The sequence below is a fragment of the Spirochaetota bacterium genome (assembly GCA_017999915.1).
Classification (GTDB): Bacteria; Spirochaetota; UBA4802; order UBA4802; family UBA5550; genus RBG-16-49-21.
Map to the genome: position 1 here is coordinate 66,116 of JAGNKX010000008.1, position 22,032 is coordinate 88,147.

The 22,032-nt window shown below is 57.2% G+C and carries 17 protein-coding genes; 11 read left to right on the plus strand and 6 right to left on the minus strand.

The window, feature by feature from the left end; all coding sequences use genetic code 11:
* Positions 1-7: 7 nt before the first annotated feature.
* The 3 genes from KA369_12780 (at position 8) to KA369_12790 (ending at position 5,313) form a co-directional block, all read left to right on the plus strand.
* Positions 8-946, plus strand: coding sequence for a DUF1566 domain-containing protein (locus tag KA369_12780; protein MBP7736843.1), 939 nt, complete (start codon positions 8-10; stop codon positions 944-946).
* 179 nt (positions 947-1,125) lie between these two features.
* Positions 1,126-4,008, plus strand: a complete 2,883-nt coding sequence (locus KA369_12785; GenBank protein ID MBP7736844.1) for a response regulator — start codon at positions 1,126-1,128, stop codon at positions 4,006-4,008.
* Between the two features lie 93 nt (positions 4,009-4,101).
* Positions 4,102-5,313 carry a DUF2817 domain-containing protein gene (locus tag KA369_12790; protein ID MBP7736845.1) on the plus strand — a complete coding sequence of 404 codons (1,212 nt, stop codon included), beginning with the start codon at positions 4,102-4,104 and terminating at the stop codon, positions 5,311-5,313.
* A gap of 50 nt (positions 5,314-5,363) precedes the next feature.
* Here KA369_12790 and KA369_12795 read toward each other — a convergent pair whose 3' ends face one another.
* Positions 5,364-6,215, minus strand: coding sequence for an SDR family NAD(P)-dependent oxidoreductase (locus KA369_12795; protein ID MBP7736846.1), 852 nt, complete (start codon positions 6,213-6,215; stop codon positions 5,364-5,366).
* Positions 6,216-6,393: 178 nt separating this feature from the next.
* Positions 6,394-7,620, minus strand: coding sequence for an AMP-binding protein (locus KA369_12800; protein ID MBP7736847.1), 1,227 nt, complete (start codon positions 7,618-7,620; stop codon positions 6,394-6,396).
* 363 nt (positions 7,621-7,983) lie between these two features.
* Between KA369_12800 and KA369_12805 the strand changes: the two genes are divergently transcribed.
* Positions 7,984-8,949 carry a hypothetical protein gene (locus KA369_12805; protein ID MBP7736848.1) on the plus strand — a complete coding sequence of 322 codons (966 nt, stop codon included), beginning with the start codon at positions 7,984-7,986 and terminating at the stop codon, positions 8,947-8,949.
* A gap of 62 nt (positions 8,950-9,011) precedes the next feature.
* Here KA369_12805 and KA369_12810 read toward each other — a convergent pair whose 3' ends face one another.
* A complete protein-coding gene (locus KA369_12810; protein MBP7736849.1) occupies positions 9,012-9,659 on the minus strand; it encodes a cupin domain-containing protein in 648 nt (215 codons plus the stop codon).
* A 317-nt stretch (positions 9,660-9,976) separates the two neighbouring features.
* On the opposite strand from KA369_12810, the gene icd reads away from it, so the two are divergent.
* From icd to KA369_12825, 3 genes are all read left to right on the plus strand, one after another.
* A complete protein-coding gene (gene icd, locus KA369_12815) occupies positions 9,977-11,191 on the plus strand; it encodes an isocitrate dehydrogenase (NADP(+)) (GenBank protein MBP7736850.1) in 1,215 nt (404 codons plus the stop codon).
* 104 nt (positions 11,192-11,295) lie between these two features.
* Entirely contained in the window at positions 11,296-11,973 is a 678-nt protein-coding gene (locus KA369_12820; GenBank protein ID MBP7736851.1) for an START domain-containing protein, read from the plus strand.
* A 127-nt stretch (positions 11,974-12,100) separates the two neighbouring features.
* Positions 12,101-12,775 carry an START domain-containing protein gene (locus tag KA369_12825; protein MBP7736852.1) on the plus strand — a complete coding sequence of 225 codons (675 nt, stop codon included), beginning with the start codon at positions 12,101-12,103 and terminating at the stop codon, positions 12,773-12,775.
* A gap of 9 nt (positions 12,776-12,784) precedes the next feature.
* Here the strand turns inward: KA369_12825 and KA369_12830 are convergent, their stop codons facing one another.
* Positions 12,785-13,192, minus strand: coding sequence for a hypothetical protein (locus tag KA369_12830; GenBank protein MBP7736853.1), 408 nt, complete (start codon positions 13,190-13,192; stop codon positions 12,785-12,787).
* Between the two features lie 430 nt (positions 13,193-13,622).
* Here KA369_12830 and KA369_12835 point away from each other — a divergent pair, with 430 nt between their 5' ends.
* Both KA369_12835 and KA369_12840 read left to right on the plus strand, forming a co-directional pair.
* Positions 13,623-15,188 carry a hypothetical protein gene (locus KA369_12835; GenBank protein ID MBP7736854.1) on the plus strand — a complete coding sequence of 522 codons (1,566 nt, stop codon included), beginning with the start codon at positions 13,623-13,625 and terminating at the stop codon, positions 15,186-15,188.
* A 224-nt stretch (positions 15,189-15,412) separates the two neighbouring features.
* Positions 15,413-17,323 (plus strand): response regulator, encoded by a 1,911-nt coding sequence (locus tag KA369_12840; GenBank protein MBP7736855.1) that lies wholly within the window; start codon positions 15,413-15,415, stop codon positions 17,321-17,323.
* Positions 17,324-17,331: 8 nt separating this feature from the next.
* Here the strand turns inward: KA369_12840 and KA369_12845 are convergent, their stop codons facing one another.
* Complete coding sequence (locus tag KA369_12845) at positions 17,332-18,714, minus strand: NAD(P)H-dependent oxidoreductase (protein ID MBP7736856.1); 1,383 nt, start codon at positions 18,712-18,714, stop codon at positions 17,332-17,334.
* Positions 18,715-18,936: 222 nt separating this feature from the next.
* On the opposite strand from KA369_12845, the gene KA369_12850 reads away from it, so the two are divergent.
* On the plus strand, positions 18,937-19,863 hold the full coding sequence (locus KA369_12850; protein MBP7736857.1) for a hypothetical protein: 927 nt from the start codon (positions 18,937-18,939) through the stop codon (positions 19,861-19,863).
* 17 nt (positions 19,864-19,880) lie between these two features.
* On the opposite strand, the gene KA369_12855 is transcribed toward KA369_12850, so the two are convergent.
* Positions 19,881-20,840, minus strand: a complete 960-nt coding sequence (locus KA369_12855; protein ID MBP7736858.1) for a hypothetical protein — start codon at positions 20,838-20,840, stop codon at positions 19,881-19,883.
* A 249-nt stretch (positions 20,841-21,089) separates the two neighbouring features.
* On the opposite strand from KA369_12855, the gene KA369_12860 reads away from it, so the two are divergent.
* Positions 21,090-22,025: an RluA family pseudouridine synthase gene (locus KA369_12860; GenBank protein ID MBP7736859.1), complete on the plus strand. Its 936-nt coding sequence runs from the start codon at positions 21,090-21,092 to the stop codon at positions 22,023-22,025.
* Positions 22,026-22,032: the final 7 nt, after the last annotated feature.

The window sequence follows — 22,032 nt, forward strand, 5'->3', positions numbered from 1 at the left end:
GATAATCATGAAAAACACCAGACGAATACTGGGATGCATGCTGATTACGGCATCGCTGGCCTTTACGGCCTGCGAGACGGGGAAGAAAGATGATAACAGCTCGCTTCTGTTGTTGCTTTTGAGCGGTGGTGGCAAAGCCGTTATTAATATAGCCTCAATACCCGGCGTCACACCGCCGGTTCTCGGAGAGATTCCGGTGACATCGATAACTGAAACCGCCCAGTACACCGGGACGGTTACGTGGGATGGCGGCTGGGCATGGTCGGCGAGATTTGGCGGCGATAAGGCCTACATGGCAACCATCACGCTCACTGCTAAAACGGGATATACCCTCACGGGTGTGACCGCGAACTTTTTCACGGTTGCGGGGGCATCATCGGTAACAAATTCGGATGATTCAGGAGTGATAACCGCAGTATTTCCCGCGACAGCATCAGTTGGAAATATAGGAGATTCCGCATTGGGAGGTAAAGTAGGATATATTCTGCAAAGCAGTGACACGGGATATGTCGCGGGAGAACAGCGGGGCCTCATAGCGGCGACCGAAGACCAGAGCACAGGAGTAGAATGGATATCCGGAGGATCAACTCAATCCACCTTAGTGCCGGGCGGTACCGGCACCGCCCTCGGGACAGGTACTGCAAACACGGATCGAATTATTGCCCAGGCGGTGGCGGCAGGCAATACTACTCCGACATCATACGCGGCAGGCCTTGCCCGGGCCTATAACGCCGGAGGGTACACCGACTGGTATCTTCCATCAAAAGATGAGTTGAGCAAGTTATGCACTAATAGAGTGTCGATTGGTGGTTTCGCTAGTGCCTGGTATTGGAGCTCGTCTGAGGCCGGCACTGCTTACATCGCGTGGTCCCAGTATTTCGGCGGGGGGACCATGGGCGGCGCCAAGTTCGGTTCGTGGAGAGTTCGGGCTGTACGGGCTTTTTAACAGTTTAACTATATAACAATTCAAGAGGGGGTTACCGGGACAGCTCCTCACCACCAAAATTAGACTACTACCCAATTGCTCAGATAATGCAAATAAATTGATTGATTCATGAGGCTCTTTTCATTATTCTAGTCCGCACTATTCAGTATCCGCAAGATACGAATATTCTCTGGAATGCTATGAATTCATACCGCCGGGCCGTAATAAAGGGAATAGTGTTGTCCATTATCTGCTGCGGTGCGCTGCTTATAACCGCATGCGGGCGCAGCTTTGCATCCGGCAAAACACCGGTCGCGGTCAACGGCGTCATCGATCTGACGGAATGGGACTTTGAAAAACAGGGGACCGTCAAGCTGAACGGGAGCTGGGAGTTCTACTGGAACCGGCTCCTTGAGCCAAAGGATTTCGCGCAGCCGCTCCTTCCGGCAAAGACAGGGTATTTCACTATGCCGGGGTCCTGGAACGATTATGAGACAGGCCATGAAAAGATCCCGGGACAGGGGTACGGCACCTTCAGACTGACCGTCAGGCTCGGGAACAGGGACGGGATCTACGGGTTAAAGACCCTTCACATGGCCACCGCCTACAGGATGTGGGTGGACGGCGCCCTCCTGTCGTCCAACGGAACGGTCGGCACGTCCCGCGACGCCATGGTCCCCCAATACCTGCCTAAAATTTCGATGTTCAGGCCAAAGGGCGCCACCGTCCCGATCGTGCTCCAGGTTTCCAATTTTTATCACCGAAAGGGAGGCCCCTGGGAGGTCATTGAATTCGGCACCGCTGACCAGATCATTGAAAAACGCGAAAGCCGCAGCCACTTCGAGCTGTTCATTTTCGGCGCGCTGCTGATCATGGCGGTATATCATTTTGCGCTGTATCTTTTCAGGACAAAGGACAAATCGCCGCTCTATTTCGGCATCGTCTGCCTTGCCGTTGTGGGGCGCCTGGTCGTGACGGGGGAGCGTTTTTTCATTTCACTGTTCCCCTCAATCAACTGGGAAGTCGCGCTCAAGACAGAGTATATATGCTTTTACCTGTTCATGCCCCTGTTCATGATGTATTTTGAAAGGCTGTTCCCCGGGGAGTTTTCGAAACCGCTGCTGCGGATCTCCCAGTGGCTGGGGGCGGCATTCATACTCTTCGTGATCGTGACGCCGGCGTCGGTCTATTCATACTCAACACAGCCATATCAGGTCATCACCATCGCTTTCGGATTGTACCTGCATTACATCACCATCCGGGCGATCATGAAAAAACGGGAAGGCGCCATCCTGGTTATGGTCAGCGGAGAAATATTTTTCATCACGGCTATCAACGATTTTTTCGTGGCAAATGAATTCTACTATGCGATCAATCTGGTGCCCCTGGGGCTCCTGGTTTTTATCACCTCCCAGTCCATCATCCTTTCCAGGAGATTTTCCAGCGCTTTTTCCACCGTGGAGACCCAATCGGAACAGCTGAAAATCAACGAGGAGGAGCTCTGGGAAAAAAACGTGGCCCTGGAAAACAGCGACAGGATCAAGGACATGTTCCTGGCCAATACCTCCCACGAGCTGCGCACCCCCCTGCACGGGATGATAGGCCTTTCCGAATCGATGCTGGAAGGCTCCGCCGGCGCGCTTCCCCCGAAGGCCGTTGAAAACCTTTCGCTCATCGCCTCGAGCGGCCACCGCCTGGCGGGCATGGTCAACGACCTGCTCGACATGGCGAAGATCCAGGACGAGGGCCTTTCGCTGAACCTGCGGCCCCTGGACCTCCGCTCCCTGGGCGAAATGGTGGTGAGGCTTTCCCTTCCCCTGGCCGGCGTGAAGCCCCTGGAGATCATTAATGGCATCAGGCCGGACCTGCCGGCGGTGCAGGCCGACGAGGACCGGATACGGCAGGTGCTGCACAATCTCGTGGGCAACGCGATCAAGTTCACGAACGAGGGAAGGATAGAATTGTCCGCCCGCGTCATGGACCGGCCCGACGGAGAGGGCGATGAAAGCGGCTGGCCGATGATCGAGGTGGCCGTGTCTGACACCGGCATCGGCGTCCCGGAGGAGTACAGGAAGAAGATATTCGAGGCCTACCAGCAGGTCGACGGGGGCGACGCCCGGGCCTATGCCGGCACCGGCCTGGGCCTGGCCATAGCGAAGCGGATCGTGGAGCTCCACGGCGGCGCGATCCGGGTGGAGCCCAACCCGGGCGGGGGCTCGGTGTTCTCCTTCACCCTGCCGGCGCTGCACGGCGTTGCAATGGATAATCCGGGGCCGGTCGTCATCGAGGGTATGAGCGAGGCGCCGGGCGACGGCGCGGCCGGCCCGGCTCCGCTGTCCGGGGAAACCGACGGCGGAGCCTTCGAAAACAACCCGGTCCTCCTCGTGGTCGACGACGACCCGGTGAACGTGCGGGTCCTCCAGACCTATTTCGAGTCGAAGCGATGCACGGTGAAAACCGCGATGGACGGGATCAGCGCCCTCGATCTCATCGACCGTGACGATACCATCGAGCTCGTGCTCCTCGACATAATGATGCCGGTCATGTCCGGGTACGAGGTGTGCCGGAGGATACGCGCAACCCGGTCGGCGGAGCGGCTCCCGGTGGTGATGCTCACGGCAAAGAACATGATGGCGGACATAGACGCAGCTTTCGAGGCCGGGGCCAACGATTACATCGTGAAGCCCTTCCGCATCAGCGAGCTCCACGCGCGCGTGGGCACCATGCTGAAGCTGCGGAACGTCAGGAAGACCGCGGCCTCCGGCCTCACCATCCGTGACCGGAACAGGGCCTATTCCATCGCCTTCAGCGATATCATCTATATCACGTCGTCCGCCAAGAATATCGTGATCCACACCGGGGTGGAGGACATCGAGGTGCCGCTCCTCATGAAGGAGATAAGCGAGCGCCTCCCGCCGGACCTGTTCATCAGGATCCACAAGAGCCACATCATCAACAGGGCCTATATTCACAGCATATCCCACGTCCAGTACGGCCGCTACCGCCTGCGCCTCAGGGACAATGACGATACGGAGCTCCCGGTGGGCCGGGCCTACGCCGAATCCCTGCTGAAAAAAGCATAGAATCTTTTTTGTCATCCCTCCGGCCAATTCAGTTGACAAGGGCGGAATTCCACCCACAGTGGGATGGAAATTAACTGTTGCCTGGAGTGTCCAATGAAAAAAGCCGTTTTCGCCCTGCTGATCCTTTGCACCGCCTGCTCACGGTGGGACGATAGCATAAAGGTGCAGGACTCCGATCTTTCCTACTTTAAGAACAATTACCGCGACTGCAGGATGAACTTCCTGGCCCACGCCCAGAAAGCCGCGGCCCGCTATGATTTCGCCGTGCGGGGGGCCTATGCCGTGCCGTCCGCCACGGACAGGGACCTGGTGATGGATTACCTCTACGTGCCGGCGACGAAAAGGCAGGAAAAGCTCCTGATCATTACCGCCGGGGTCCACGGCATAGAAGGATACGCCGGCAACGCGGTGCTGGACCTCTTCTTCAAGGAGGTGTTCCCCACACTTGACATGGACACCATGGGCGTTGTCGTGTTTCACGCCGTTAATCCCTACGGCATGAAGCACTTCGGGCGCTGCACCGAGGGGAACGTTGACCTGAACAGGAACTGCAGCGCGGACCCGAAGGTGTACAATGCGAAAAACGCCGGGTACGAAAAGATGCGCTCCCTCCTGGAGCCCGGGGGAAAGGCGTCGGCGGGATTTATCTCCGACGCGATCCTCACCCTCAAGCTGGTGTGGTATAACCTGACCATGAGCAAAAAGGATTTCATGGATGGCGTCGTCAGCGGCCAGTACCAGTCCCCGAAGGGGATCTTCTACGGCGGCAAGAAACAGGAGCCCCAGATAGCGGAGATGACCAGGATCCTCTCCTCCATCATGGCGCGGTACCGCTTCGCGGCCCATATCGACCTCCACAGCGGCTACGGAAAGCGCGGCTATCTTCATCTCTTCCTGACGTCGCTGGATGACAGGAAGAACAAGGTCCTGGCATCTCTTTTTCCCGGCCATCCCATAGACTGGTCGACGGACAAGGATTTTTACCAGAACACCGGCGATCTGAGCTATTATCTTTACTCCCTGGTCCGGGGTACTCCGGTACTTCCCATCACCTTTGAATTCGGGACCCTGGACAGCCAGACCATGATGGGCGGCATGAAGTCGCTCAAGACGTTCATCCTCAGCAATCAGGGGGCCCGGAACGGGTACGCAAGCGACGACGACCGCCGGGCCATCCGGACAATGGTGACGGAGATGTTCTATCCGGAATCGCCTGCCTGGAGATCGGAGGTGATCCGCCAGTCCCGGGAGCTCTTCGGGAAATTCTTCAAGCAGTGGAGCCGGCTGCAGAGAAAGGATTTATAAAAGTCTTTGATAGAGGAATGAAGACCCCGGAGCCGAACCCCGGGGTTTTTTTATCCGCGGTAATCCGCCCCGGTCATGGAGGCGCTGATCTCCCACAGGCGGCCGTGGAAATCCGGGCCCGATTTCAGCTTCGGCTCCTTCATCTTCATGAACCGGAAATATTTTCCGCTCACTCCCTCCACCTCGGGGGACGACGCCAGGTAGATGGCGGTGCGGGCCGCCCTGGCGGCAGTGGGAAAGGTGAGCTGGATGATGGCGTCCGCCACGCGTGGCAGAAGCCCCGGCTTCTTGGCGATATTGGTCGCCATGGGCCCCGGGTCAACGGCGTTCACCGTGACGCCGGTCCCGCCGAGCCTCCGCGCCAGCTCCTGCGTGAAATAGGCCACCCCGAGCTTTGACCTGCCGTAGGCGCCCATGGCGGAATAGCCTTTTTTTCCGCCGTCGATGTCCTCCGGGTCCAGGGAGGAGAGCACGTGGGCGTCGGATCCAACGTTCACGATCCGCGCCGGCGCCGCCGTGATGAGGCCGGGCAGGAGGAGCAGGGTGAACTGGAACATGGCCAGGTAATTCACCGCGAAGGTCATCTCGACGCCGTCCGAGGAAAGAGCGCGGCGCTGGCTCACCATCCCCGCGTTGTTCACCAGGACGTGGATGGGTCGCTTCCACGAGAGCACTTCCTTTGCCCCCCGGGCGATGTCCTGACGGGACGAAAAATCGCAGGCCACCGCGCCCGCCAGGGAGCGGAACCTGTCCCGGACCGACTCGCAGGCCTCCCGGGTGGGGCCGTGGAGGATGATGTCCGCTCCCATGCCATGGAGCGCCTCTGCGACGGCCAGGCCGTGGCCGCTGGTGGAGCCGGTGATGAGACACGTTTTCCCTTTCATGAGAGCGGGTGTATTCATGGGCTTTCTCCGGAAATCGATGGTATGGATCGGCGCACGCCGGGTCGCTGGCGGTACAGATCCACCGGATGCGGGAATATATCAATATATTTTTAATAAAAATAACGATTTAACGATCTCCCTGGCAGGGAGGACCTGCGGACCATGACGCGGGAAACGCCCCGCTGGAAAGCGATTGTTATCGTGCCCTGAACCGGCTCTTTGCGCCGGCCGGTGTATAGTCGCCGGCGGCCTTTTTGTGCATCGCCGGCGGTCCCTGGGAAGTGTCGGCGAGGCTCCCCACCGGGACCATGTAGAGGCCCAGGCCGATGAAAAAGTTCCGCACCACCTCCGGGACCGGCGCTTCACCGATGAAAAGGGCCCCCAGCCGGTCGATGCCGGCGGCGGCCCGCACCGGCAGGAAAACATGGCTGCCCGCCAGGGCGTATTTCCTTTTCAGCATTCCCGGAAGATGCCGGCCCGCGTCAAAAAAGGGCGCGGCTTCAAGCGCGGTTTTTTTCGCCCACCTGTACATGAACATCCTGAGGGCCGGCGACTTCGAGGCGATCTCCTGGATGATCCCGTAGAGCTTTTCCGCGACGCGGGGCGTGCAGACCATGGCCGTGGGCCGGATATCGGAAAGGTCCCTGGCGAGCCTGTCCGTGCCGCGGGAATAGGCGATGGTCCCCCCGGCGTGCATGACGCGGTAATAGCCGAGGATCCGCTCAAGGGGATGGGAGAGCGGAAGCATCGACAGGACCACGTCCCGGATAAGGTTCGGCTGGAGCCCGGTGACACCGCGCAGCTCCCGGAGTATGTCATCGGCGGAAAGCGTGATCTTTCTCGGGTGTCCCGAGGGCGACATCGTGTAGATAGCGGTCATGATATCCCCGGGGTCGATCGACCGGATGCGGGTCTCGATATCTTCGCTCCGGTCGTTTGCCAGTCCTTCCTGTATCAGCCGGTCAAGGGTGATCACCGGGACCTGCTTATAGTCTCCATGGCTGAAAACGATGATCTGTTCCAGGGCGGGGAGCCCGCTTCTCACCAAGAGGAGGTTTTCCGCCTGCCTTCTGCCGGAACAGAAGCAGATCCGTATGTCCGAGTCAATGATGATGGAAGCCGCTTCCGAAGCCGAGCATGAGGGATCAATGGTCACATCGGTCGATCCGGTGGAAAGAATTCCCAGGTCCGCCAGGATCCATTCGGCCCTGTTTTCCGAATAAATGCCGATCCTGTCGCCCGGCATTACGCCGTAATTGATAAGATAGGAGGAGATCGCGTTTGCCTTGATATAGGCCTCTTCCCAGCAGAGGTCTATCCAGAAATCGGGTCCCCTGCTTTTCAAAAAGACATCATTCCTGTAATAAGAAACCCTGTTTCTGAAAATCCCTGGGATCGTCACGTCCGGGTAGTAATTGTTCATGATAGCTCTCCGCTGAAAGATAAATTGTACGGGTGCTTTATTATATTAAATTTTATATTCATTAATAATGTACAATGTCGGTAATTGAAAGTAAATAACCAGGAGCCATGGTTGCATTGTCTGGAATCTGTGAAATTCAGCATAACACCATTGGTCATTTGATAATAACCAATTGCATTATGGTGGGGTACTATTTTTTGGTTAACGTCCAATGGGTATAGGAGCATAACAGGTCACGCATCGGAGGACAGCCGATAAAATGATTGATTCACAGGGCGCGGTTCATTAAAATAATCCAACCGGGGATGATAATCCATATTGGCATTGGCAGATAATTAATAAAAGATAGAGAGGATATGCAATATGAAAAAAACGCTTATGGCCTTCATTGCCGCTGTTTCGATGCTTCTGATCGTCCCCCATGCCGCCCATTCCACGAGCCTTACTGTAGGCGTCACCGGCTGGTATGCCTGGTGGGATTATGCCCTGAAAGACCTTGATTCGGGAAAATCATTGCCCTTCACCGCCAAGAGCAAGTTTACCCTGAACCCCGCGCCGATCTATGGCCCGGTCGTGACACTTGGCATAAATAAACAGTGGAGCATATCCGCCCTGTTCCTGTGCGGGTCCCACTACAGGATGAGCGCCGGGTTTTATGATTTGTCCGGTGTGTCCAAGGAGAGTTTCCACACAAAGAACATGTTCAAGTATGACCTCGATACCACCGTGTCCTATGCGCCGGTGTCGTTTTTCAAGGTCTTTGTCGGATTCAAGGTGCAGAGCGTCAAGGAAAAGGGGAACAGCCGTTCCTATGGCATCCTGCCAATCACCGCCGGCGATCCCCAGTATTACTCGCAGGGGACTTACAACTACGGCTTTGTTTCATACGGGCCCGGTCTCGGCGTAGGATTTACGGCTCCCCTGGGCGCCAACTTTTTTCTCCTGTTCAACGTCTCCGGCATTTACATGAGGTCAGACCTCATAAACAGGGAAAGCGGATGGAGCGCGGATACGGAGTTGAACCTGGAGGCCAGCAGATACACGACCAGGGTCAAACTCAATGTCTGGGGAGGCAATACATCCCTCGGCCTCGCCTATGTGTTTGAAAAGGCGCCCGTGACGCTGTCACTGGGGTGCCGCTACCAGTTCCTGAAGAACTACCTTGCGAATTACAGTGAAACGAGCCTTGACTCCGACATGTTCACGGGCTTGAACTATGTGTATAAGTATATCAATCGCCGGTATCTAAAAAAAGCCTACACGAAGAACATGGACCATCTCTGGGGGATCACCCTGGCGGCCCTCTACACGGTCAATTTTTCAAAATAGCTTCTCTTGAACCGCGGCCGGTCTCAGCCGAAGCAGGACGCTGAAGCCGGCCGGGAAGCGCCCTATCCCGTATAGATCACCGCCATGATGACGGCGTTCCCCTTTCCCGCCGCGTTGATCACGTTGTGGGGGATGGTGGCGTGATAGTAGATGCTGTCGCCTTCGTTCAGGACCTCCTCCTTGCTCCCCAGGATCACCTTGATGGACCCTTCCATCACGACGATGAATTCCTCGCCCTCGTGCCGTGACAGCTCGCCGCTGCCGGCGTCGGGAGAGAGGGTGATGAGGAAGGTCTCCATGTGCTTGTCCCTGATCCCGCGGGAGAGGGACTGGTACTGGTAGTTGGGCCGCTCCGTGGAGCCGGAGGAGAAGCGCTTGATCTTCTGCCGCTCCGCCTTGCGCACCAGGGAGTAGCTGTAGCCGGACTCCTGGCCGAGGAGGAAGCTCGTGCCGATGCGGAGGGCCTTTGAGAGCTTGACGATGGTGCCCAGGTCGGGGAGCATCCTCTGTTCCTCGATGTCCTTCAGTTTGCCATGGGCTATTCCCGATATCCTGGCGAACTGCTCGAGGGACATCTTCTGCATGGTGCGGATATCGGTCAGGCGCTTGCCGATGGGGGTGACATCCTCCATCTTTTCCTCGCCCTGGTAGTAACCCTGGACGTCTTCGAAATATTCCCTGGCTTCCTGGTTGTCGTAGGTGATTGTCATGGCACGGCCTCCTCTCTGTATGGTTGGGTGCCGGTATGCCCGGGATGAGCCTTGCCGGATCTTTCCCCTTATACAGATAGGTATTGAATAAAAAAAGATTTGTCAAGGAATAAGAAGTAATTGATCATTGTCCAGCTTTAAAAAATCGACCTGTTGGATCATTACTTAAAGTTTTAATAGTTGCCCCCGCCGCTGAAGGCTCAGGCAAATATCGTCGATCATTAAGTTATACAGCAAGTTTAATAGAGATTTGACAAAAATAGTCCGAATTTTCATAGTTGTCCCTTGTTTGCATATTATTGTCAAAAAGGAATGTCATGAGCGGTCAAGTCATCAAATACGAAAAAGGAAAGATATCCGTGCCCGATAACCCGGTGATCCTCTTCATCGAAGGGGACGGCACCGGGCCCGACATCTGGCGCGCGACGAAAATAGCCCTGGACGCGGCCGTTGAAAAGACCTATGGCGGCGCAAAGAAGATCGATTGGATGGAGGTCCTGGCGGGCGAGAAGGCCTACAAGGAAACGGGCCACTGGCTTCCGGACGCCACACTGGAGAAGATCTGCGCTTACAAGGTGGCCATCAAGGGGCCCCTCACCACGCCCGTGGGCGGCGGGATCCGCAGCATCAATGTGACCCTGCGGCAGAGGCTCAAGCTCTACGCCTGCGTCCGGCCCGTGCGCTACCTCAGGGGCGTGCCGAGCCCGGTGAAGGAGCCGGAAAAGGTGAACATGGTCATCTACCGGGAGAACATGGAGGACCTGTACGCCGGCATCGAGTGGAAGGAAGGGAGCCAGGAGGCCCGCAAGGTCATAAATTTTCTGACCGAGGAGATGGGATCGGACATTCCGGCCGACGCCGGTATCGGGATCAAGCCGATCAGCGTGACCAACACCAAGAACCTGGTCCGGCGGGCCATCGAGTACGCCATCGACAACGACCGTTCCACCGTCACCCTGGTGCACAAGGGGAACATCATGAAGTTCACCGAGGGGGCCTTCCGCGACTGGGGCTACGAGGTGGCGCGGGAGGAGTTCGGCGACAGGACCATCACCGAGGACGAGCTGTGGAAGAGCCATAACGGCAGGGTCCCGTCAGGGAAGATCGTCATCAAGGACCGCATCGCCGACGCCATGTTCCAGCAGGTGATCCTCCGGCCCGACGAGTACGACGTCATCGCCACGCCGAACCTGAACGGCGACTACCTCTCGGACGCCCTGGCGGCGCAGGTCGGCGGCCTGGGCATGGCGCCGGGCGCCAACATCGGCGACAGCGAGGCGGTGTTCGAGGCGACCCACGGCACGGCGCCGAAATACGCCGGCCAGGACAAGGTCAACCCCGGCTCGCTCATCCTCTCCGGCGAGATGATGCTTCGCTTCCTGGGATGGAAAGAGGCCGCCGACCGATTGATCGTGGCGCTGGAGAAGACCATCCAGCAGAAGAAGGTGACCTACGACCTGGAGCGGCAGATGCAGGGGGCCACGCTGCTGAAGTGCTCGGAATTCGGCGCGGCCGTTGCTGATAACATGTAAAAAATTGGAACCCAAATACAGGTTTCTCTGTCTATAAATATATACAGAACGACCGTTGCAGTACGATGCGGCGTCAATTTTCAAGAGGAGTATTACCCGGCAAGATGAAGAGAATACTGAGAGCAATTCTTCCCCTTCTTTTAATCGCGGCGTTCCAGCAGGTTGATCGCGCGGCAGCGGCGGATGACGGCTGGCAAATGAAGAAAAGGCAGGACGGCATCAACGCCTTTCTGCGGGACTATCCCGGATCCGGCCTGAAGGAATTCAGGGGGGTCATGTATGTCAAGGGCGTGCGGCTGTCGAGCATGGTCGCGACATTTGACGATACGGCCTCCTATACCCGGTGGATGCACAACTGCACGGAATCGAGGCTTTTAAAGTTCATGAACGTGCAGGAGCGCATCACCTATACCGTCACCCACGCCCCTTGGCCCGCCAGGGACCGGGACGTGATCGTGTATTCACTCATGAACCAGAACCCCGGGGACCTGTCCGTGACCATAGCCATCACCGGCAAGCCAGATTTCATTCCGCCGCACAAGGGCCGGTTGAGGATTCCGATGATGAAGGCCTCCTGGACCTTCAGGCCGATGAAATCGGGCGATGTCATGGTCGTGTACCAGACGGTCACGGACCCGGGCGGTCCTCTTCCGCTGGCGCTCTTAAACCTCTCCGTGGTGGACCTGCCGTTCCTGACGATGCTGAAGTTCAGGAATGTCGTGAAGGAAGACCGCTACGCGGCGGCAATGTATTCGGTCATTGAAGAGCCAATGATAAACTAACCCCATCTAATAAAAGACCGTTCCGGGAATTGCGCTTGTTCAGGCAAAGTATTCCCGGATGAGACTGGCGGGTGTCCTGATATAAACCCGGCCCATTTTTATTTCTATAGGTAGAAAAGCAACTGGTATGATTAAACTGAAATTGTTACTCCCGGTGATGCTGATGATATCCGGCCTCTGGGCCGCCGACGCTTCGGCCCAGGCGGACTGGAAGCTTAAAAAGAGCGGCGCGGGCATCGAGGTGTACGTGAGGGACGTGGCCGGGTCCAGGTTCCAGGAGTTCAAGGGGATCATGTACCTGAAGCAGACGCGCCTCGCCAGCCTGGTGGCCGTGTTCGACGACCCGTCGACCTACACGACCTGGATGCACGAAGTGGTCGAAGCGAGGCTCCTGAAAACGGTCAATCTCTACGAGCGCTACACCTATACCGTGACCAGGGCCCCCTGGCCGGTGACGAACCGCGACCTCATATCATACTCCATCATCGCCCAGGACCCGAAAACCCTGACGGTGACGCTGCGCACGTCCGGGAAGGCCGATTTTATCCCGCCGGTTCCCGACAGGGTCAGGGTGCCCAGGATGAACGCCCTGTGGACCTTTAAGCCGCTGAGCGGAGGAGACGTGATGGTGACCTACCAGATGCACAGCGAGCCGGGCGGCTACATCACGCCGGAGCTGGCGAACATGGCCGCGGTCGATCTTCCCTATAACACGCTGTTCAAGCTGAGGAATTTTCTCAGGCAGCCGAAATACGCCTCCATCGCCTATCCCCAGATACGGGAGCCGAAGGGTTCGAAGTGACGCCGCTCCCTAGCGGAAGGCCTCCGCGCCTTCGTCGCCGGAGAGGCAGATGAGCAGGGGAAGCTCGCAGGCCAGCAGGAGGGATCTCGTCACGAGGATAAGGAGCGCCGCCGGCGACGTGTCGATTCCCTGGACCGCGCTGTAGAAAAGGTATCCCGCGGCAAAGGCGGCGTGGACGTCTATAAGGCAGAGCTGCAGCTTCCGGTGCAGGCTCTTCCCGAAAAAGAGCTGGATGATGTGATAGGTCAGGAGAAGGGAGAGAATGACCCCGGCGGCTATGGCGACCCCCTTGCCGTAGAGGAAGAGCAGGCCGAACATGAGAAACACGATCTCCAGGTAATAGAGCGTCACGATATAGGCGCTGATCCGGTTAATCCTGCCCCTGATGAGCGATGCGAATGCCTGCGCTGATGCCACGGTGCCGTTCCTTCAAAGATTTTTTGTCGATCTATCTGAAACCGCCGCTATGATGATTGTTACAGATCCGCTCCCGGCCCTGTCCCAATCTCGTGGGCGGTTTATAAGCGACCGGCCCTAAGAGCGGCCGCTATTCTTGAATAGGCTTATCCCCTCCGGCTTTGTCCAGAACATTTTCATGATTTAGTGCAGTTAATTGAAGGGATCGCAATACTGAAAAAGTTAACGGCAGATTATATTATCATTGAAAATTCTAACCCGGCGATATGATGTGGATCTATCAATGCTCGGAGGGAGCAGTATCTCAAGCTGGCAGGTGCCTTTCGTAAACCGACCATTATTTTTTTAAACAATACCCCGGATCTGTCCATCTCCGCAATGCTGAAGAAAAACAATTACGTGACCAAACTCGTATATCAGGAGAACATCGATGTCATTTTTCCGTACACTTTCCTCGTTCATTGCCACTCGATATGCCGATAAGAGTTATATCACCCAGCGGAAGGCCCTTGCCCTGTACTATTATCTCCTGACCACCATGCTGGTATTGCTGGTGATGATCTCGGTGTACCTGACGGTACAGCCCGTTTCTTACATGAGATCGGTCACCGCCATCAGTATCCTCATCCTCATAGAGATATCGGGCCTGGTGATGCTGAGAAAGGGGCGCTACAGCGGAACCGCCAATTATCTCACGGCAATGGTGGCCTTGCTCCTCGCGGTGGCGCAGTTCGCAAAGCTCGGGAAGGACCCCCACACCGCCTATACCACCTATTTCTACCTCATGATCGTCATAGTTGTGCAGGCGGCCCTGTTCTGCTCCAAGAAGTGGCTCTTCGGCATAACGGCTTTTTTCATCATCGGCGACCTGGTGTTTTTCACCCTGGTCAGGGAGAAGCTTGACGAGCTGAGTCTCCAGTCCGCCACCCTGGGCGTCGTGGTGTCGATCTTCACCTTCACCTTCGTCATGATCCTGTCATACCTTATCGTGTCGATCACCGAAAAGGCCATTGAGCGCTCGGAAAAAGAGGCCCGGCTGAACAGGGAGAACTATGAAAAGATACAGTCTCTTCTCGAGTCGGTCAGGGAATCATCCGCAGTTCTGGCGAAGTCCTCGACCGAGATGAGGACATCGACCATCACCTTTTCCGAAAATTTCCAGAGCCAGGCCGCTTCGGCCGAGGAGATCACGGCCGCCATAGAGGAGATATCATCCTCCACGGACCATAACGCCGGCAGCGCGGCGGCCCAGTATGACGCCATTTCCGCGTTCCTTAACCAGCTCGGCAATCTCTCGGAGACCGTCTCGCAGATGGGCGACAAGATAAAGGAAAGCATTGGCGTGGTGAACGAAATATCCGCCTACGCGACGTCCGGTGAGACGTCCCTCAACTCAATGCAGCAGAGCATGACCAAGATCTATGACGGCTCAACGCGCATGACCAGCATCATCGAGATCATCAATTCCATATCGGACAAGATCAACCTGCTGTCGCTCAACGCCGCCATCGAGGCGGCCCGGGCCGGCGACGCGGGCCGGGGCTTTGCCGTCGTGGCCGACGAGATCTCGAAGCTCGCGGACCAGACGGCCACGAGCCTGAAGGAGATCGATACCCTGATCAAGGTCAACATCGGCGAGATATCGAAGGGCTCCGATACCATGGGCAACATGGTCGGGGACATCAGCAGGATCATCAACGGCGTCGCGACGATGAACGGCAAGATCAACGAGATAGCCGGCTCCATGGCGCAGCAGGACGAGATCAACCGGCGGGTCAACGGCCAGGCCGGGATGGTGAAAGACCGCTCCAGCGAAATTAAGAGCGCCTCCCAGGAGCAGAAGGTGGCCTCGGAAGAGATCGTGAAGTCGATATCCTCAGTGAATGAAATCACGCAGCACAACTCCGAAGTGCTGATCAACCTCAAAAGGCTGTCGGAAGAGGTTTCCCGCATGGCCGATCACATGGAAAACAGGGTCACCATGTTGAATTCCTGATGGGTTACGGGCTTTATGATGGGAAAACAATATGCGTCAAAATACCCCGTAACTTGCTGCGGGGTATTTAATAACGGCGGAGCGGCGGCTGCAGATATTCTTATTGACATCGGTTCATGTATTGGTATTTTTTATTAAGAGGGATACCCATGTCAGCCGGATATAATATGTGCCGTATGACGCTCAACTGTTCCACCCTACGCTCGATCCATCCGAGGCAATAGATGCTGCATAAGGTATCGGATTACTTTTTACGGCAGTATAAGCAGGCGGATTACGTCATCCAGCAGAAATCGAGGCTCATTCTGCGGGTCAGCTTTGTCATCATAGCCTTCATTTTTATCATCATCTTCACCAATACATTGCGCAATAACGCCAGCGTTGAAGTCATTTCCCCCCTGGTTTCGGGAATCCTTTTCATGGGCATATCGGTCTACCTGCTGAAGTCCGGAAGGTTCAGCCTTTCAGCACACCTGGTCCTCTGCATATGCCTGATCAGCGTGTGGGCGTCCATGTTTTTCGATATCAATGAGGAGCGGATGATAGTCCTGGACACCATCGTGTATGTCATCGGACTCCTGGTGCTGACCCCCGTCGTGGTGTCCCGATACAGGATCAGCATTTTCGTGTATTGCGCCGTCAACATGGCCGTATTCATTGTTTTTTGTCTCAGGGCGATGGACCTGTATGGCCTGTCGCTTTTCTTCCTGAGCGATTATATCATCGACAATGTCATAGCCATCATGTTCGTGAGCATCATATCCTACCATATATTCAGGATCAACGACGGGGCCCTTCGCCTCGCCGAGGAGGAGATGGAGAAGAACCGCGAACTGGCGCAGCACCTGGAGGAGATGGTCTACGACCGGACCGGGGAGCTCGAGGAGGCCAATGCGAAGCTGAAGGAGCTGGACCGCGTCAAATCGAGCTTCTTCGCCAACATATCCCATGAAATACGGACGCCCCTCACCATGATCCTGGCGCCGGTCCAGTCGGCCCTCAGGGGGGACCAGGGCGTCGCCATCGACCGCGCCCTCCTCGTGACGGTGGAGCGCAATGCCGCGCGCCTGGTGAAGCTCGTCAACAACCTCCTCGATCTCGCCAGGCTCGAATCGGGCCGCATGCCGCTGGTGGCTGCCGAGCAGGACGTGGTGGCCTTCATCAGGTCCTACGTCGACTCGGTCCGCCCCGCGTCCGAAACCCGGCGCCTGTCGATCCGCGTGGCCGTCTCGAGGGAGCCCATCAAGCTCTGTTTTGACGCTGAAAAGATGGACAAGGTTTTCATGAATCTCTTCTCCAACGCCTTCAAGTACACGGAGCCGGGCGGCGCTGTCACCATTAGCGTCATGGACGATGACCGGGGCTGTTTCATCGAATTCGAGGACAACGGATCGGGCATTCCGCCGGAGAACCTGGACATCATTTTTGACCGCTTCGGCCAAGCCCACGCGGCCACCGCCCGGAAACAGGAGGGCTCCGGCATCGGCCTCTCCCTGGTGAGGGAACTGGTGGAGATGCACGGCGGCACCATATCCGTGAAGAGCGTCTATGTCGCGGATAATCCGGTCGGCCACGGGACCGTCTTTTCCATCCTGCTGCCGAAGGGGAGAAAGCATCTTGAGCGCGTCCCGGGCGTGCAGTTCGTGGAGCCGGGCGGCGAGGGCGACCGCGAGCTCCTGATGCAGCGCGCCGCGGAGGTGCGGTTCTTGGCTGAAGCGCAGGTTGACGCGGAGCAACCGCCGTCGCCGGCGCTGCCGTCCAAGCCGGAAGCGACGCTGCTGATCGTGGAGGACAACGCCGACATGCGCAAGTACCTGCTCACCCTGCTGGAGCGCCGGTACGCGGTCCGCTGCGCCCGGAACGGCCGGGAGGGTCTGGCGATGGCCGCGGAGTTGAGACCGGACCTCATCATAACCGATGTGATGATGCCGGTGATGAGCGGCTACGAGATGATGCGCCGGATCAGGGAGAGCGGCGATCTGAAAAACGTGCCGGTCATCATTCTTTCGGCCCGCATGGAGCCGGGCGAGATGGAAGACGACCGCCTGGAATCGGCCGACGATTACATCACCAAGCCCTTTAACGGCCATGACCTCCTGGAGCGCATCGAGGCGCTTCTGGCGAAGCGAAGGTAGGGGCGCCGCTATTCCCTCTTCAATATGCGCTTCAAGGGAGCGAGCATCTCTTCCTTCATGCGCTTCTTGTACACCACGTCCCTGAAACCGGGTATCTTCACCATCATGGCGAGGGCGCCGTTGACAAGGCTCCGCCCGGGGCTCCGCCTCGGAAAATCATACATCCCGTGCTTTTTGTAATAGGTGTGGTCCGCGATGAAGGGGAACCTCATCCAGCTCCATATCTCGTCCCTGAAGATCTTCCACCCGCCCACGGTGCCGAAGGTGAAAGGGCCGACATAATCGCTTTCCGCCAGGGATACGGCGGAGCCCGCCAGGGCCTGTATCCGGCGGTCCAGCTCCTTTGAATCGCCGCATTCGTCGGTGACGATGTCGACCAGGTTGGCGCGCTGGAATTCCGGATAGATCTGGAGAAATTCCCTCAGTGATGAGAGCTCGCTCAGGGGCCCTGACACGAGAAAGCCGATCTGCTTTCCCCCCAGCACGGGGGTGTGGTTGTTGTAAAAAGTCCGGTCGATGAAGCGCTTCCACAGGGACGAGATGTACCGGTCCCTGGTCTCCATGCAATAGAAGATGATATCCGCTTTTTTTACCCGTGTCTCGTAGAACTCGTGGAAACCGTCGCTGTCGCCGTACACGCAGGTGTTGTCGTAGGCGCACTGAATGCATCCCAGGCACCCGCCCTTGATGTCGAGATCGTGGAGATTGTAAGCCTGCGGCGCGACGGCAAAGGACGACCGGAGCCGCTCTACCATCCGGGCCAGGTTGGAGGAGGCGCCGCCGGCATCGCTCAGGATAAGGATGTTCCTGCTCCCGGGGTCGACGGTTTTCTTCGTTTTGGAAGGCCTGTAGGGGAACATCTTCCCTTTCACGGGAACGTAGGCCCGTGAAGCCGGCGCGTCGGCCGAGACCCTCTGGAGCATGACGGCGATGAACTTCCGGAATCGCTCCCTCTCTGCGCTTCTCACCAGGTCGTACATGGAAGCGGAGAAGGATCCGGCGAACTTCATGGCGAGGTCGTCGCAGAGGCCGCGCATGTAGTTGTGGGCCGTGTGATCGAAAAAATGGATCGATGTCGTTATGACCGCGGTGAATTTCGACCTGAAGGCGGCCGCCGCCTTTCTTTCGAAGATGAGCTCGATGAAGCGCTTGTACTGCGACGGAACCAGAAAGTAATAGAGCGGGAAGGCCCACAGGACGAGGTCCGATGACCTGACGTCGTCCATGACCGCCCGGAAGGAGGCGGCGTCCTTTTCCAGGGCCTTGATCCTCAGGGAGATGTCGTGCACCGTCATGCGGATGCCGGGAACCTGTTTCTCCATGTAGCGGACATATTGCATCGTAATGCTCATGTCGCCCTTGGGGCTCCCGTTGAGTACCGATATCTTCATGGCATACCTCCCGATTGGGTGCTGATGTTTCCCGTACGGCCCGTGTGAATCGGGTCATGCCGAATATCGACGATGGCGGCATTGCGGTAAGACTACCATATGTCATGGCGCCCTGTCAACCAGCAAAATGTTATTGACTCGCCCGGATGGTCGTGCTCACATATGCGGGTATCCGGCGGTCGGGCTCAATCGCGCATCCACGTAAACAGGTGAAAAATTTCTATGAATAAGCTGTTGATTCTGTCCCTCGTCATTGTCATGGTGTCGCCGGCGGCGTCCCGCGCCGAAGAGTTGAAGCGCTATGCCGACGGCGTTTACCGCTACAGCATCGCCGCTCCCCGGGACTGGAAGAGATCGTACCATGAGGACGGCGACAGGCACCTCATGACGCTGAAGCGGGGCGCCTTGCCCGGCGCCGAGATAGCGGTCACGGCGTACCGGGCCGGCGACGGCGATGCGCTCACCTGGGACGGCTGGAAGAAGAAGCAGTCCCGGGGCGTCGCCTTCAGGAAAATAATCGAGACCAAGGCCATGGCGGGCGGGGGCGACGTGACGGTCAAGATGTTCGTTTTTGATTATCCCTTCCGGGGGACAAGGGTTCTCCAGCGCACCATGATTTCAAAATTCGGGGACACCTTCCTGGCCGTCGAGTGCCGCGCGCCCCTGGGTCTGTTCGGAAAATACACGGACCTGTTCAACGAGGTCATGGCAAGCGTCGATTATACCGGCGCCATGTCAGGCGATGTCCTGGTGGAAACCGAAGAGGAGAAGGCCGCCGCCCGGAAACAGGCCATGCCGGTAAAAAAAGCCGCGCCGGAAAAAAAGGCTTCGCCGAAAAAGGCCGTTGAACGCCCAATGCCCCGCGAACCGAGGAGAGAACCGGCTCCACGGCGTCCTGTTGAGAAAAAGCGGGAATTAACTCGCCGGCAGGCCCCTCAAGAAAAGCCCGATGTCGTGAAGAAACAGAAAGGCGGAGCGCTGGAGGAAGCTGAGATCACACCGGACAGCGAGACGCCGAAGGCCGAGGATTCGGAGATAGACATACAGGATATAGAGGACCCGGAAGCGAAGCGGGCCATTGAATCGGAGCTGAAAACGCTCCAGGACATGGAGCGGCGGGGCCTCATCGAGAAGGTGGAGGGGAAATAAGCAACCGCCCGCCGGCGTCACCAGGCGTTGAAGCCGAAGCCGCATTCACCCGCGACGGAGTGGAAGTATGAATGGTTTCCCATTATGTACATGTACCGGGCCTGGATGAACATGGAAAAGACGCCGAATGACTTCTGATATCCGAAGATCCCCTGTGCCGAGAAATTAAATCCCCGCGACCGCCCGCCTCCTCCGGGGATCGTGGAGCCGACCTTCGCCTCCAGGTATGACGCGCCGGGCACCAGGGCAAGGATAAAGCAGCCCCAGCCGTTTTTCATCGAGGGGAAGGCCCACATCAGTCCCCCGCCGAAGACGTATCCCGTCAGGCTGTAGGATGATCTCTTGAAATAGACGTATCCCCCCTCAAAGCGGAGCCCCGGTATCATGGGGTGGCGGTTCCCCGATGCGAAATCGAGGCCCTGGTCAAGGGAGAAGTAGCCGGCGTATCCGAAAGGCATGGCGTTGCCGGAGCTTCCCAGGTTGTAATGGTAAGCCCCGGAGAAGGAGATGCGCCCGCTTATCCAGTGGTCGCCGGCCATTTGTTTTTTTCTCAGGGCGTCGCGCTTTTTTTTCTCCCGGGTCTTTGCAAGCTTTGCGGCTTTGTCCCGAGCCTCCTCGCGCTCTTTTTCTCTCTTTTTCAGGCGGATCAGCTCGCGGTTCCTTCCTTCTTTCCTGTTCTCGCCGGCGACGTAATTCTTTTTTATCTTGTATTCGTTGATGGGAAAGTTGTGTTTCCTGTGGACCGCGATGTCTTCTTCATAGGACCTGGTCTTGTACACGTCGTCTATCCTGATCCGCTTGATGCTGAACGTCCCGTAGGCGTTGGCGAAGGTGATGGCAGTCCCGTTCTCCTCGATGATCTTGCCCACCAGGACGGTGCCTTCGAAGAGCTTGATCGTGTCCGCCGCTGATTCCGTGCCGGTCGCGGCGATAATGGCGATACATGCCGGTATGATGAGAAGAAAACGACGTTTCATATGATATACCACATAACACGCACTATTTGAAATTGCAAGGGCCGCACCGGCCAGGCGCGGTGCGGAGAAAAAATGAATGGATAGGTGTTTATTACGGCATCTTTATACGGGTTATAATTACTTGTCAAAACAAAAAAAGAAAATCATGGGGAAATCGAGAAACATGATTGCAATTTATGGCCGCGGCGCAATAGTATACAAAATGCCGGCCCATGCCGGGATCACGGGGGAAACGAGAGAAGATCATTCATGAGCGAAGAGCCGATAGAAATAATCGTGCCGGAAGAAAACAACCTGGAGCGTATAGACCATTTCCTTCCGCCGGCGCTGGAGCAGGACCTGTCGCGGAGCTATATCCAGAAGCTCATTCGGGGCGGCAGCATCACGGTGAACGGGAAGATAATCAAGGCCAACTACAAGGTGAAGACCGACGACCTGATCGTCGTCATCGTGCCAGAGCCCGAGCCGCTGGAGCTGGATCCGGAGGACATACCCCTCGACATCGTCTACCAGGACAAATCCGTCGTGGTGGTCAACAAGCAGGCGGGCCTGGTGGTGCACCCGGGACCGGGGAACTGGAACCGCACCCTGGTCAACGGCCTCCTCTATCACATAAAAGACCTTTCCTCCATCGGGGGCGTGGCCCGGCCCGGCATCGTGCACCGCCTGGACAAGGACACGGCCGGCCTCATGGTCGTCGCCAAGGACGACGCCTCCCACCAGTTCCTCACCGCTGAATTCAGCGGCCGCCGGGTGCGCAAGAAGTACGCGGCCCTGGTCGTGGGCAAGCCGGCGGCGGCCCACGGCCTCATCGATCTCCCCATCGGGAGGCACCGGAAGTACCGCCACAAGATGACCGTCGACGAGGGCGGCCGGGAAGCGCTGACGGAGTTCACGGTGAAAAGGATTTTGAATTCGCGCCTGGGCCTGTTCACTCTCCTCGACATCGACCTTCATACCGGCAGGACCCACCAGATCCGGGTCCACTGTTCCGCCGAGGGCTTCCCCATCGTGGGGGACCCCATCTATTCCAAGAAATGGGAGAAGTACCGGGTGCCGTATCTCCTTCTGGCATCGGTCTTTCTCGAATTCACCCATCCCTCCACGGGGGAGACGATGTCCTTCTCGGCCGATATGCCGGCGCATATGAGGGAGTTCATAGAGAAAGTCGAGCGCCTTGCCTGATCGAACA